The organism is Nakamurella sp. (assembly GCF_044224575.1).
Lineage (GTDB): Bacteria > Actinomycetota > Actinomycetes > Mycobacteriales > Nakamurellaceae > Nakamurella.
Genome location: NZ_JBGAKE010000004.1, coordinates 282,733 through 296,218, shown reverse-complemented (window position 1 = coordinate 296,218; position 13,486 = coordinate 282,733). Strand labels below are relative to the sequence as shown.

9 protein-coding genes and 1 pseudogene are annotated in these 13,486 nt (G+C 70.7%); 5 read left to right on the top strand and 5 right to left on the bottom strand.

The window, feature by feature from the left end:
• The first annotated feature begins 215 nt into the window (after window positions 1–215).
• Window positions 216–1,580: an O-antigen ligase family protein gene (locus tag ACILSK_RS07055; RefSeq protein ID WP_395726425.1), complete on the top strand. Its 1,365-nt coding sequence runs from the start codon at window positions 216–218 to the stop codon at window positions 1,578–1,580.
• 60 nt (window positions 1,581–1,640) lie between these two features.
• On the opposite strand, the gene ACILSK_RS07050 is transcribed toward ACILSK_RS07055, so the two are convergent.
• The gene (locus ACILSK_RS07050; protein WP_395726424.1) at window positions 1,641–4,130 is read right to left on the bottom strand and encodes a right-handed parallel beta-helix repeat-containing protein; all 2,490 of its coding nucleotides are present in this window, start codon (window positions 4,128–4,130) and stop codon (window positions 1,641–1,643) included.
• Window positions 4,131–4,809: 679 nt separating this feature from the next.
• On the opposite strand from ACILSK_RS07050, the gene ACILSK_RS07045 reads away from it, so the two are divergent.
• From ACILSK_RS07045 to ACILSK_RS07030, 4 genes and pseudogenes are all read left to right on the top strand, one after another.
• Entirely contained in the window at window positions 4,810–5,268 is a 459-nt protein-coding gene (locus ACILSK_RS07045; RefSeq protein WP_395726423.1) for an adenylyltransferase/cytidyltransferase family protein, read from the top strand.
• A gap of 370 nt (window positions 5,269–5,638) precedes the next feature.
• Complete coding sequence (locus ACILSK_RS07040) at window positions 5,639–7,378, top strand: sugar transferase (protein WP_395726422.1); 1,740 nt, start codon at window positions 5,639–5,641, stop codon at window positions 7,376–7,378.
• Window positions 7,379–7,589: 211 nt separating this feature from the next.
• On the top strand, window positions 7,590–8,402 hold the full coding sequence (locus ACILSK_RS07035; RefSeq protein ID WP_395726421.1) for a hypothetical protein: 813 nt from the start codon (window positions 7,590–7,592) through the stop codon (window positions 8,400–8,402).
• A 32-nt stretch (window positions 8,403–8,434) separates the two neighbouring features.
• Window positions 8,435–9,085: pseudogene (locus tag ACILSK_RS07030) on the top strand (MazG family protein); the annotation flags it as partial.
• Here ACILSK_RS07030 and ACILSK_RS07025 read toward each other — a convergent pair.
• The 4 genes from ACILSK_RS07025 to ACILSK_RS07010 all read right to left on the bottom strand — a co-directional run bounded on the left by ACILSK_RS07025 (window position 9,078) and on the right by ACILSK_RS07010 (window position 13,442).
• Window positions 9,078–10,712, bottom strand: coding sequence for an ABC transporter permease (locus tag ACILSK_RS07025; RefSeq protein WP_395726420.1), 1,635 nt, complete (start codon window positions 10,710–10,712; stop codon window positions 9,078–9,080). The pseudogene ACILSK_RS07030 and the gene ACILSK_RS07025 overlap by 8 nt on opposite strands.
• Entirely contained in the window at window positions 10,709–11,650 is a 942-nt protein-coding gene (locus ACILSK_RS07020) for an ABC transporter ATP-binding protein (protein WP_395726419.1), read from the bottom strand. Before ACILSK_RS07020 ends, ACILSK_RS07025 begins: the two co-directional genes overlap by 4 nt.
• Window positions 11,647–12,339 carry a TetR family transcriptional regulator gene (locus tag ACILSK_RS07015; RefSeq protein WP_395726418.1) on the bottom strand — a complete coding sequence of 231 codons (693 nt, stop codon included), beginning with the start codon at window positions 12,337–12,339 and terminating at the stop codon, window positions 11,647–11,649. The genes ACILSK_RS07020 and ACILSK_RS07015 overlap by 4 nt, the downstream gene beginning before the upstream one ends.
• A gap of 77 nt (window positions 12,340–12,416) precedes the next feature.
• Window positions 12,417–13,442: a Gfo/Idh/MocA family protein gene (locus tag ACILSK_RS07010; RefSeq protein WP_395726417.1), complete on the bottom strand. Its 1,026-nt coding sequence runs from the start codon at window positions 13,440–13,442 to the stop codon at window positions 12,417–12,419.
• Window positions 13,443–13,486: the final 44 nt, after the last annotated feature.

Genomic DNA, 13,486 nt, shown 5'->3' with positions numbered 1-13,486 from the left:
CGCCACACCACGCACAGTTCTCCGGCCCGGTCGCGCACCGTGAGAAACGGTGCCCCCATGCACCAATTGGGTGAAGACTATCAGGATGGGACGGCTCTGTCGACTACAAGGAGATATGATTGGCCCGGCAGTTGGGGGAACTGCACGCCTGGACCACTCCTTGATGACCGTCAGTGAGTGGCTCAATGCAGGTTCGGGGACAGGGAGGGCGCGCAGTGCAGACCGCGGAAACGGGTTCTGATCCGCACGCGACGTCCGCGCCGGGACCGGCCCCCGGCGCTCGGATCCGGCTGCTGCGCAGTCGATCCCGGAGCGGCCGAGGCGATCGCACAGGCTTTCCGTTCGCGCTGGCCATCTGCCTGCTGCTCGTGGTCGCCACCGTGTCGTGGCGTCAGAAGGTCTTCTTCGACGGTGGCCTCGACCCGGTCGTCGTCGGCAAAGCCCTGCTCACCTGCCTGGCCCTGCTGCTGTGCCTGCATGCCGGGCTGACCTGCGGGAAGCCGAATCCGATCGGATCGCGCACGGCGATCCTGCTCCTGCTGTTCGTCACCGTCAGCACGTTCGGCGGGTGGGCCGGCGGCTCCGGCACGGCGTCGGTGATCCTCGCGGTCCGGGTGCTGCTGGTCGGTGCCGCGGTGCTCCTGTTGATCCGGTCGTTCCCGGTCGATGTCGTGCTGCGGGCCCAGTTCACCGCGATGGCAGCGGTGGGGCTGCTGGCGGTGATCACCGGCGTCCTGAGGTTGTCGTCGACCGCGGGCCGCCTCCAGGGCGGATTCCCCCCGCTGGCGGCCAACGAGATCGCGCTGCTGTGCGGCGCTCCTGCGTTGGCACTGATCTGGCGCCAACTCTCGCATCGCGGTCGCGGGTGGGACCTGCCGCTGATTGCGGTTCTGGTCGGCGCAGTGTGGGCGAGCCAGTCCCGCACCGGGTTGGCCGCACTGCTGGTCGCGGCTCTGCTGATGGTGCTCCAGGCCCGCCGAATGGCGCCGATCGCGGTCGCGGCCGTCGTGGGGGCCGCCGCGGCCGCCGCCTACCTCCTGCTGACCACGGACCTGGTGTCGGCGTACTTCGGACGATCCAACCAGGGCAGCGTGGCCACCCTGAATTCGCGGACGATCGCCTGGTCCGCCGCCCTCGACCTGCCCCAGAACCCGGTGGCTGCCTTGATGGGGGGCGGCCTGGCACTCAAGCAGATCCCCGTGCAGGGCCAGTACTGGAACGTCCAGGGCCTGGACAGCAGTTGGGTGTCGGCCTGGGTGCAGTGCGGGGCGATCGGCCTGGCCCTCCTGGCCATCTGGGCGGGAAGCGCACTGATCGCCGGCTGGCGGACGCCGCGGCCCTACCGCATGATCGTGACCGGCATGCTGCTGTTCCTGATCGTTCGCAGCGTGACCGAAAGCGGGCTCATCGACGCGACGCCGTCGTTCCTGCTCTTCATGACGATGTCCGTCCTCGCCGAGGCCGGCAGCCGGCCCACCCTGGTCGTCGCGGCCGGACGTTGGACCGTGCCCGAGCCCGAGCCGCCACCGGGTCGGCACCGGGATCTGCCTCGGACCCAGCGGCAGTTGCTCCGCCGGTAGTCCGGCGGAGCGGCGACGGGCCGACCCGGGCCGGCCCGCCCGCACCCGCCGATCCGGGCGTCAGGACGTGAGCGTGCTGCCCAGCAGTTTGCTCCCGGCGGGCAGCAGCGTCGACCCCAGCTCGGACGGCAGTGTCTGGGCGACCGAGCCGACCACATTCTTGACGGCGGTGCTGGGCGAGCCGTCGGCATTGGTCGCAGCCTGGCCGTCCAGGGCCAGGCCGGCCGCCTCCTGCCCGGTGCCCGCCTTGAACGCCGCCAGCGAGGTGAACACCCTGGGGTTGCCGCTTCCGGTCGACCACACGGCCACCCAGCTCGGCGAGGAGGTGGTGGGACGCTGGTACACGTTGCCCAGGGCGGTGACCTTCATCTGCTCGGCAGTCAACTGCTTGGAGTAGTCCTCAACGCAGAGCAGGCAATTCCCGGTGGTACCGGCCAGGATGTTGTTCCGCACTTCGACGGGCCCGTTGACCCAGCTCATCGTCGGGTCGGGGAACGGCTGCCGCGGGTCATGGCCGGGCGTGCCCTGGTCGGCGGCCCGGCGGGCGTCCTGGACGATGTTGATCGGGCGGTTGTTGTTGATCAGGGTGTTGTTCCAGATCCGCACCGAACTGGTGTCGTTGATCTTCATGCCGAATCCGGAGTTGCCGATCAGCAGGTTGTTCACCAGCGTCGAGGTGGACGACAGCTCGACGGAGATGCCGTGCGAGCTGTTGTTCAGCAACTTGTTGCCGACGATCCTGGAGTTGTAGGTCGACTCGTCCAACCACAGCCCGGGTCCGTCGTTGTCCCGGAACTGCCCGCCGGACACCGTGATTCCACGGGTCCGGGTGATCTTGAAGCCGCCGGACACCGGGGAGCTATTGAAGTGCTCGGTGTTGTTGCCCAGCGCGTTCACCCCCGAGGTGCTGAGGTTGTCCGCGCAGTTGGCGTGCACGCCGAGCATGCCGTTGCGGGCGGAGGTGATGTCGGTGACGGTGATGCCGCCGGCCAGCAGGGACAGGCCGGTGGTCGAGTTGTCGACGAAGGCCATGCCGCTCACCGTCCCGTTCGCCTTCTCCATGGTCACCGCACCCATGTCGGGGACCGACGGCGCGAACCGGCTGACACCGAAGCCCCGCAGGACGCTGCCGTCCGCCCGCACGCTGATCGCCTTGGACAGGTCGGAGGCGCGCACGGTCCGGCCGGCCGGGTTCGTCCCGAGGTAGAGCCGGTTGGTGGCGTAGTCGACGTAGAACTCGCCGGGCCCGACCTCGGCGAACGAGCCGACCTGGGCCTGTGCTTGATTGTCGATCCAGACCTGATCCGGGTGGGCGGCCATCGGGTAGTTCTGGTTGACGAACCCCCAGAACTCCTGGGTGCTGTCGGCCCCGCCCCGGGTGTAGGTGGGGCTGGCGTCGAACTCGGCGGTCCAGTTGTCCACGCGCCACGCGTCCCCGTCGGCGACCCACCCGGTCACCACGGAACTGCCGTCCAGCCAGACGATCTCGTTGCCGTAGGGCTGGATGGTCAGCTTCTTGGTCACGGTCAGCGACTCGTGGTAGACGCCGGCCCGCAGGACGACGGTGTCGCCGGCGGCCGCGGCGTTGATCGCCTTGACGATCGTCCGGTACGGCGCGGCGAGGGTGCCGGCCGCGCTGTCCGACCCGGTCGGCGAGACATACCGGGCGTTGCCGGCCGGCATGGAGAACGATTGGCCGCCGGGCCACGGGATCGTGCCGTAGATGGCCGGGTCGGGCCGGGTCGGGGCGCCGACCACCGGGGCCGCCGGTGGGGTGGTCGGGGTCGGGGTGCTGCCGGCCGGCGGGCGCACCGAGACGTCGTCGACCAGGATGGTCGCGGCTCCGCTGCTCGACGAGGTATACGCCCAGAGGCCGAGCCCACCGGCGGATACCCGGCCGGCGGAGGAATCGGTCGCCTTGATCTGCGGGTTGGTCGGCGGCGTGCCGGTAGCCGGCCAGGCCCGCGCGGTGATCGCGACGTTCGTCGAACCGCTGACGCCGAGTTCGATCGTGAGCAGCGAGCCGGCGGTCACCTTGTTCGGCAGCGTCACCGACGAGCCGATCGGGGTCAGTTTGCCCGGGGACCCGTCGACCCGGGACACGGCCAACGTGGTCGTGCCTCCGGGCTGAATGGTGGCCACGGCCCGGTAGGCCTTGCCGCCGCCGTTGCGGGCCAGGACGGCGAGGTAGACGCCGTTGCCGGTGGTCGGCAGGGCCTGCACCCCCATCGATGCGGTGGCGACCTGATCGGCGCTGGCGGCCGGCAACGAGAGCTCCGCCTGGCGGGACTGGCCCGCCGACTGCAATTTGATCGTGCCGCGCCCGCCGGCGACGCCGAATGCCGTCGGTTCGCTGTAGGTGTACGCGCCGCCGGTCTCGGCCGAGGCCCACCCATTGGTGGCGCTCCGATTGAAGGTATCGGCGATCAGGTCCCCGGCGGCCGCGGCGCTGCTGGTCGCCGTGGCCAGGGCGATGCCGACCGTGGACACCAGCAGTGTCACCACGGTGACCAGCACCTGCGCCGATCGGCCGGGAGGTCGTCCGGCCACCCCGGGTGGTCGATCCGGTCCGCGATTCCCCGCTGCACCGGCGTTGTCCGGACCCCGTCCCACCGCTCGACCAGCCCTACTCAATGGACACACTCCGCTTGTCGTCGCACACCCAGCGCCACCGTTGGACGTTCGGATGATCGCAGTTCGCTGGTCCGTCGACCAGGTGGACCAGTCGCGGAGGACGGCCAGCCGACTACGTAGCGCAATCGGAGTGGGTGACGATCCGAGCCACCCGGTCAGGTCTTCTTCTTCCGGGACCTGAAGGATCCGGGACCGTCGACGAGGCGAACCTTCCTGTGACACATCAGTCAGAAATCTGCTGCAAATGGGTCCATTCGCCCTGATGCCGTGTTGATGGGGGCTGCCCGGGGAGTCCAGGTGTATGGCCGGGTGGTGTCGTAGCGGCGACGCGTGCGGCGCCTTCCCCTAAAAGGGTAGATGCTGTCACCCATGCGGGGCGTACCAGACAATCCCATCGCGAACTCTTACCGAAGGTAGTCACCACAACCGGTCGTTCTTGTATCGAGGGATGGACTGGACGCTCGATTGAGGTCAGAACGACTACTATGAATCACAGAGTGATCAGGGCGGGGGCCTCGATCACTCGGCACCACCCGGTCGGGCTAGTGAGAGACGGTCGCAATTACTTTCGGTGAAGAGCAGTGGGGGGACCAGCATGCGTCAGCGGGTCGGCTATGCGCCGGGCGTCTACGACATGTTCCACATCGGGCATCTGAACATCCTCCGGCACGCCCGGAGTCAGTGCGATTTTCTCATCGCCGGGGTGGTGTCGGACGAGATGTGCGAACTGGCGAAGGGTCGAGGGCCCATCGTCCCGCAGGGTGAGCGGTTGGAGATCGTCCGGAACATCACTTTTGTCGACGAGGCCATCCTCGAGGTGGTGCCGGACAAGCTCGAAACCTGGCGCCGCACGCCGTTCGACATGATCTTCAAGGGTGACGACTGGCGGGGTACCGCCAAGGGTGAACGCCTGGAACGTGATTTCGCCGCGGTCGGGGTCGAGGTCGTGTACTTCCCGTACACCGTGCACACGTCCAGCACCCTGCTCCGGCGCGCGCTCTCGTCGATCGTGGCCGAGCAGGATCGGGAGTCGGCGGCCGGACGAACGGCGTGACGGGCGGTCGGGCCGGCCTCTTCGAGCGTTCACCCCAGGGGAGAACCCGGTCAAACAGGATGTTCGGCTCAACGGTAGGCTGCGCACCGTCTGCGACAGGCGGACCACGCAAGAATTGTTGGCACCACTCTTTAGGGGCAAAGATGCGGTCCAGCTGTTTACCTGGCGATTACGTCGGGTTACATTTGCTGGGCTCGTCGACCAGGTCGCACCCCTCGCGGGGGTCGGGTGGCCGTCGCCGGCCGGTCCTGACATCCGTCGAACACTCGGCGGTCCCCACGGGGATCGCGGTATCTGTCCGGTGCCCGATCCTGTCGGCCCGGGCCCTGCCCGTCATTGATCATTCGCATCTCGCAGGTGAGGACACATCATGGCGTTGACCGACCCGACCGTCGGGCGCAAGGTCGGACGGCGCGGACGCCGGCACGGTGCGCCCGGCTTGCTGACGGTCGTTCCCGGGGGCGCCGCGACCACCCCGGCGTCGGTCGAGCTGGCCCAGGTGAACGGCACCGTGATCAGCGTGCCGGCGCTCGACCGTCCGCGGTCGGTGCCGGGTGCGACAACCGCTGCCGACGCGCCGGCCGGCCTCGCCGACGACGTGGAAAGCACCCTTGAGTTCAACGTGCGCGAGTTCCGCGAGGCGGCCACGAGATCGCCGCGGCCGGCGGTGCAACCTGGCCGATCTGCCCGGCGGACCTGGAGCGACCGCTACGCGCGCCGCCTGTTCGTCACCGACCTGGTCTGCGTGCTGTGGGCGGGGTTGGGGGTGCACCTGTTCGAGCCGCCGATCCCGACCCGAGTCTCCTCGGCGCCCGGTGACGTGTGGTTCGTGGTGGCGACGGCGTTCCTGGTGGTCGTCTGGTTGCTCGCGCTGGCCTGGTCGGGCAGCCGGGACGGCACGGTCACCGGGCATGGCCCCAGTGAGTACAAGCGGGTCATCCAGGCTTCGGTCAGCGTGTTCGGGCTCGCCGCGATCGGATCGTTCCTGTTCGACCTGGATCTGCCCCGCAGCTACGTCATCCTCATGTTGCCGGCGGGCCTGGTGGCGCTGCTGGCCACCCGGTACCTGTGGCGGCGGTGGTTGTTCCGTCGCCGCGACGTCGGCGACATGATGTCCAAGGTGGTCGCGGTGGGTGACCGGCACGCGGTCGGCGAGCTGCTCGCCGACCTGGCCCGGGCACCCCGCGCCGGTTACCGGGTCGTCGGCGTGTGCGTGACCGATGGCCGGGCGGCCCGCGATGATCTCGACGGGGTGCCGGTGCTGGGCGTCCCGTCCGAGGTTGCGGCGGTGGCGACCTCGATCGGGGCGGATGCGGTCGCCGTGACGTCGTCCGCGGCGTTCGGGCCGAGCGCCGTGCGCCGGCTGAGCTGGGACCTCGAAGGCACCGACACCGAACTGATCCTCGCCCCGGCCCTGACCAACATCGCCGGCCCTCGGGTGCACACCCAGCCGGTGGCCGGGCTGCCCCTGATCCACGTGGATCACCCCACCTACCGGGGCGCGAACCGGATCGTCAAGCGGCTCTTCGACCTCTTCGGCAGCCTGAGCCTGGTGGCGCTGTTCTCCCCGGTGCTGCTGGCGGTCGCGGTGGCGATCAAGGTGACCAGCAAGGGTCCGGTGTTCTTCCGCCAGGACCGGGTCGGCATCAACGGCGAGACCTTCCGGATGATCAAGTTCCGGTCGATGGTGGTCGACGCCGAGAAGCGACTGGACGCGTTGAAGCAGGAAAAGACGGCGGACGCCGGTAATCAGGTCCTGTTCAAGATGAAGAACGATCCGCGCATCACCACGGTCGGCCGGTTCATCCGCCGCTTCAGCATCGACGAACTGCCCCAGTTGTTCAACGTGGTCGTCGGGGACATGAGCCTGGTCGGGCCCCGGCCGCCGCTGCGCGCCGAGGTCGACCTGTACGGCGACGACGCGCTGCGCCGGCTGCTGGTCAAGCCCGGCATGACCGGGCTCTGGCAGGTGTCCGGCCGGTCCGACCTGACCTGGGACGACAGCGTGCGACTGGACGTCTACTACGTGGAGAACTGGTCCATCACCGGCGATCTGGCGATCCTGTGGCGGACCGCCCGGGCCGTGCTGGGCTCGTCCGGGGCGTACTGAACCTGGTCCCGATTCCGCTGCCTCGATCCCCGCGCGGGGATCGATCATCGACCTCTGCCGGCCGGCGGGCGGGCGGTCCCGAAAGGTCCGCCCGCCCCACCAACGCCGCTCGCGTGGGCGGTGCGACGGTGTCGGGCCGGTATGCGAAGGTGTGCGGGTGAGAATGAGGCGTTCCAGGCGTCAGCGACTTGTGTTGGGCACGTGTGTCGCCGTGACCGTGCTGCTGACCGGCACCGCCTGTGCGACGTCGGCGACATCGGCGGCCGTCGTCGGCGACGTCTCGATCACCGAGCAGAGCATCTTCGACCAGACGGCCCAGGCCTCGGCCCGGGCCGGCCAGTCGCTGACGGTCGAGCAGCTGGCCTTCGGCAACCGCCTGTTCACCACGCAGGACATCCGCGGTGCGCTGCTCGCCGAGGTTGCGCAGCAGCGCGGCGTGGTGGTGACCGACTCCCAGGTCAACGCGGCCATGGCCGGCTCCACGTCGACGACCGGCCCGCGCGACGCCCAGAGCTACCGCGAGCTGCTGCTGCTCGAGGCCCTGCTGTCCGGCCAGGGCGCCGAGCCGATCGCGTACACCAATGTGACGGTCACGGTGGACGGGGCCCGAACCTCGACCCGGGACCAGGCGATCGAGGTCCGCAAGGCGATCCTGGCGGCCCCCGCGGGCGCCCCGGTGCCGGCGCTCGCCGGTGCCGATCCGTTGCAGAGCGAGACGCTTGACCTGTCGGCGGTGCCCGATCCGCTGATCGACGGCGTGCTGTCGGCCCGGCCCGGCGACGTCCTGATCAACCCGGGCTCCGACGGTTTCTACGTGATCCGGGTGGTCGACCGGGCGGAGCAGCCGGCGCAGGTCTCGGCCACGACCATTCTCACGGCGCAGAACCTGGCGGTGCAGCGGCAGATCGGCGAGGTCGCCCTGCTGCAGCAGTACGCCGAGCAGGTCGGGGTCAGCGTGAATCCCCGGATGGGCGTCTGGGACCCGGTCGCATTGCAGGTGGTCCCGACCCCGACCGCGTCGTGACCGACCCGGCCGGGAGCCGAACCGACCACGCTGCGCTGGTCGAGGCCGTCGCGGTGATGGACCGGTTGCGGTCGCCCGGTGGCTGCCCCTGGGACGCCGCGCAGACCCACGAGTCGCTGGTCCGGTACCTGATAGAAGAGTGCTACGAACTGGCCGAGGCCGTCGAGCACGGCGACCGCGCGGCGATCCGCGAGGAACTCGGCGATGTCCTGCTGCAGGTGCTGTTCCACGCCCGGATCGCCGCGGAGACCCCCCGCGACGACGGTGGGTTCGACATCGACGATGTCGCCGCCGACCTCGTCGCCAAGCTCGTCCGGCGGCACCCGCACGTCTTCGGCGATGCGACCGGCCCGGATCCGGTGCCGTGGACGGCGGGCGATCAGCAGCAACGGTGGGACGAGCTGAAGAAGGCGGAGCGGGGCAAGTCCGGGGTGCTCGACGGCGTGGCCTTCGGGCAGCCCGCGGTGGCCCTGGCCGCGAAGCTCGGCGCGCGGGCGACCACGTTCGGCATCGAGGTGCCGCCGGTCGCCCCGGCGGCCGGAAGCACCGGCTCGGCCGCCGAGCAGCTGTTCCGGATCGCCTACGCGGCCGGGGCCCGGGGCGAGGACCCGGAGACCGCGCTGCGGACCGTCGCCCGGGCGCACGCCGCGGCCCTGGTCGCCGCGCAGGACGGCGTCAGCTGACGTCCCGGCGGGTGAAGCCGACGATGCCGGCGGCCATGAACGCCACGGCGACCACGGTGAGCCCGATCATCGGTGCCCAGCTGAGCTCGACGACCGGCACCTGCGGCACGTGGGTGTAGGGCGAGGCATCCATCACCCACCGCGGCAACTGCAGCAACTCGCCGAGCTGACCGAGCAGCAACGCGACCACCAGCGCCGCCCAGGCGAGTCCGGTGAGCCGGGGGACCAGGCCGAACAGGGCGACCGCGATCCCGCCGAACACCAGGGTCGCCGGAAGCTGGACCAGCATGGCGCCGAACGCCCCGCCGAATCCGTCGGCGAAGCTGCCGACCTCGATCGAGTTGACCACGCCGGCACTGGTGCCGGCGGCGACCAGTAGGGCGGCCGGTCCGAGGACGACGAAGGTCAGGTGGCCGGCCATCCAGCGGGTGCGGCCGACCGCGGTGGCCAGCACCGGTCCCACCCGGTCCGCGGTCTCCTCCCCCCGCATGCGCAGGGCCGTCGCGATCGCGTACCCGCCGACGATCAGCCCGGTCAGGCCGCCCATCACCGACAGGAGGGTGTCCGCGATCGCACCGGTCCCGCCGATCTGCGCCATCACCTGCTCCAGCTGCGGATTGTCGGTCAGCAGGCCGGCGCTGGTGGACGACACCGCCCCGGTCACCACGCCCATGGCGACCATTCCGACGAGCCAGCCGATCAGCGTGCCCCGGTGCAGCCGGGCCGCCAGTGCCTCCGGCGTCGCCAGCTGCGGGTTGGTGGCCGGGCCGAGCCGGGCCGCGACGAGGCCGAGGCCGAGGTCGCGGTGGTCGAGCAGACGCACCGCGACGACCAGGGTGACCGCGCCGAGCGCGACGAACAGCCCGAGTATCCACAGGTTGTTCTCGCCATAGGCCTGGATGTGGCCGGCCCAGCCCTGCGGGCTCAGCCAGGTCAGCCAGCTCAGCGACGAGTTGACGTCACCGACGGCCCGCAACGCGTACGTGACGCCGACCGCGCTGCACGCCAGGCCGACCGCGGTGCGGGAACTTTCCGCCAATTGGGCGGTGATCGCGGCCACCCCGGCGAACGCAACGCCGCAGCCGGCCATCGCCCCGCCGAAGGCCAGCGACCCCGCCACGTCCTGGCCGTTCGCCACGCCCGCAGCCGCGGTGAGCAGCCCGATCGCCAGGCTGGCGCCGATCGCGACGGCGACCGCCGCGGTCAGCGGCGCGGCCCGGCCGACGACCGAGGAGGCAAGGAGCTCGATCCGCCCGGTCTCCTCGTCGGCCCGGGTGCGGCGAATGACGGTGAACACCGCCATCAGCGCGACCATCGAGGTGCCGACCGCGGTGACCCGCCAGGCCGAGATGGCCCCCACGGAGGTGCCGGTGATCGGCCCGGTGATGGCCAGGAACGCGGGGTTGACCGCGATGCTCTGCACCAGGGCCGTACGCTCGGCCGCCTGCGGATAGAGCGCGGTGATGGCGGAGAACGTCGACGCCGCCACCAGGCCGATGCCCACCACCCAGGCGACCAGCGGAATCCGTTCCCGCCGCAGGGCCAGGCGAACGAGCGGCCCGGTCCCGGTGAGCCGGCCGCCCCTGACCATCTCGTGGTCCGACCGGGGCACTGTCGCGGCGGTCATCGCAGGGCCGCCTTCCGGGTCGGCGCCGCTCCCGTCGCCTCGTCGTCCAGGCGATCGCCGTAGTGGCGCAGGAACAACTCCTCCAGGGTGGGCGGGGAGGCGGTCAGGGTGCGCACCCCGCCGCCGACCAGTGCCGCCAGGACACCCGCCAGCGCCGCGGAGTCGACGTCGAGTTTGATGCGATGGTCCTCGACCACAGCGTCGTGCACGCCGCGCAGGCCGGTGATCCCGGCGGGCACGGTGTCGACCTCGGCGGTGATCGCCGTGCGGGTCAGGTGCCGCAAATCGGCCAGCGTCCCCGTTTCCACCACCGCGCCGGAGCGGATGATGCTGACCCGGTCGCACAGCGCCTCGACCTCGGACAGGATGTGGCTCGACAGCAGGACGGTCCGCCCGCGGTCCTTCGCGGCGTTCACACAGTCCTGGAAGACGGCCTCCATCAACGGATCCAGCCCGGACGTCGGTTCGTCCAGGATGAGTAGCTCGACGTCGGAGGCCAGCGCGGCGACGATGGCCACCTTCTGCCGGTTCCCCTTCGAGTAGGCGCGGCCCTTCTTGCGTGGGTCCAGTTCGAACCGTTCGATCAGCTCGTCCCGACGGGACCGGTCGATGCCGCCGCGGAGCCGGGCGAGCAGGTCGATGGTCTCGCCGCCCGACAGGTTGGGCCAGAGGTTGACGTCGCCGGGCACGTAGGCCAGCCGGCGATGCAGGGCCACGGCGTCCGCCCAGGCGTCGGCGCCGAGCACGGTCGACGTGCCGGCGTCGGCCCGCAACTGGCCGAGCAGCACCCGGATGGCGGTCGACTTACCGGCCCCGTTGGGGCCGAGGAATCCGTGCACCTCGCCGGCTCGGACGGACAGGTCGAGCTGGTCGAGGGCCCGGACGGGGCCGAAAGTCTTCACGACGCCGCTCATCCGGATGGCCGGCTGCTCCGTCATGGCTGTGACCTCGATTCGTGGGTGTGCGTGATCTCGTGGGCGCGGGCGGACTGCTGAGCGCGGAAGGCATCCAGGTACTCACTGGTGCGATACAGGCCGGTGGTGAACAACTCGAGTGCGGGGACCCCGTAGCGGGTGGTGATCGCCGCGATGTCCAGGTCGGTGGGATGGCCGTCCGGAGGTGGGGGAATCGCGTACCGGGCGAACAGATAGGTGCCGAGCTTGTACATGACGATCAGCTCGGCCCGGGCCCGCTCGTCCTCGGTCGGGTTGGCCACCCCACCCGCGACGGCGGCCTCCAGATACCCCTGCGTGTCGGTGACCAGGCGGTCCCAGAGCCGCCGGGCGAGGTCGCCGCCCTCGTTCAGCGTCCGCATCACGTAGGGGACGAGCGGCGCCAGGTGGGGCGTCCGATTGATCAGGTCCAGGGTGTCGCCGGCCCCCAGGTTCTGCGCGGCCTCCCGGGTCAGGACCTCCATCAGGTCGGTGACATACGCGTCGCAGGACTCGCGCAGGCCGTCCTTGGAGCCGAAGTGATGGATGACCAGGGCCGGGGAAACCTCGGCGTCGGCGGCGATCGCCCGCAGGGTCGCCGTGCGGAAACCGTGCCGGCCGAAGTACACGATGGCCGAATCCCGGATCCGGGCCCGGGCCGTCAGGTCGTCCTGGGCCACCCGCGCTGAACGCATGGTTAACATACTAAACACGTGTTCAGTCGGCGGGCAAGAGGTGGGTCGCGGGCCGCGAACCCCGGCCGGGGTCGGGCCTACTCGCCGGGGTAGGTGACGCCGACCTGGCGGCGGATCTCGTCGATGGTGCGCAGGGTCCGCACCGTCTCGTCCAGCGGTAGCAGCGGCGACTCGGTGGCGCCGTCGGCGATCAGCTGGGCGAGGTGGGCGGCCTCGTGACAGAGCCCCAGATGCCCCGCGATCGGGTCGGGCGGCCGGACCGACCGACCGTCCGCGGTGGTCAGCGCCAGCGTGGCGGGCGCGTAGAACGGCCCGGAGATCTCCAGCGAACCGGTGGTTCCCGAGATGGAGGCGGTGGTCGGCGTCCTGGCCAGCAGCGTGGTGTTCAGGCACGCCTGCGCGGACCCGGTGACCAGGGTCATCGACACCTGCGCGTCCACCCCGGCGTCGGTGAGCGAACCGGTCGCCACCACCGCATCCGGCGCGCCGAGCACGAATGAAGCGAAGGAGATCGGGTACACCCCGAGGTCCAGCAACGCGCCGCCGGCCAGTGCCGGGGCGAACAGCCGGCTCTGCGGATCGTGGGTGAAGTACTGGCCATGGTCCGCGAGCACGGTCGTCACCTCGCCGAGCGCCCCGTCGGCGAGCAGCTGGGCGATGACGTCGGTCTGCGGCAGGAAGCGGGTCCACATCGCCTCCATCGCCGGCACGCCTGCGTCGCGGGCGGCGGCCGCCACCCGCTGAGCCTCGGCGGCGTTGCGGGCGAACGCCTTCTCGACCAGGACGGGCTTGCCGGCGGAGATGGCCAGCTGCGCCTGCGTGGCGTGCTCGCTGTGCGGCGACGCGATGTACACCACGTCCACCGCCGGGTCGTCGACGAGCGCGGCGTACGACCCGACGGCCCGTTCGATGCCGTGCGCGGCCGCGAACGACTGCGCCCGGTCGAGCGAACGGGACCCCACCGCCACCACCCGCTGCCGGGTGTACCGGGACACCGCCGTCACGAACGCGGCGGCGATCCGGCCGGGCGCCAGCACGCCCCAGCGCAGCGGCGGCGCGTCCAGCGGGTTCGGGGTTCGGGCCGTCGGGAACGCGGGCGTCATGCCCGGAATCGTGTCATGCCCGGGCAGACTGAACCGCGTGCAGC

Coding starts and splice junctions, on each gene's coding strand:
- ACILSK_RS07015 (WP_395726418.1), bottom strand. CDS start 12,339: ATGCGTTCAGCGCGGGTGGCCCAGGACGACCTGACGGCCCGGGCCCGG.
- ACILSK_RS07040 (WP_395726422.1), top strand. CDS start 5,639: ATGGCGTTGACCGACCCGACCGTCGGGCGCAAGGTCGGACGGCGCGGA.
- ACILSK_RS07020 (WP_395726419.1), bottom strand. CDS start 11,650: ATGACGGAGCAGCCGGCCATCCGGATGAGCGGCGTCGTGAAGACTTTC.
- ACILSK_RS07010 (WP_395726417.1), bottom strand. CDS start 13,442: ATGACGCCCGCGTTCCCGACGGCCCGAACCCCGAACCCGCTGGACGCG.
- ACILSK_RS07045 (WP_395726423.1), top strand. CDS start 4,810: ATGCGTCAGCGGGTCGGCTATGCGCCGGGCGTCTACGACATGTTCCAC.
- ACILSK_RS07025 (WP_395726420.1), bottom strand. CDS start 10,712: ATGACCGCCGCGACAGTGCCCCGGTCGGACCACGAGATGGTCAGGGGC.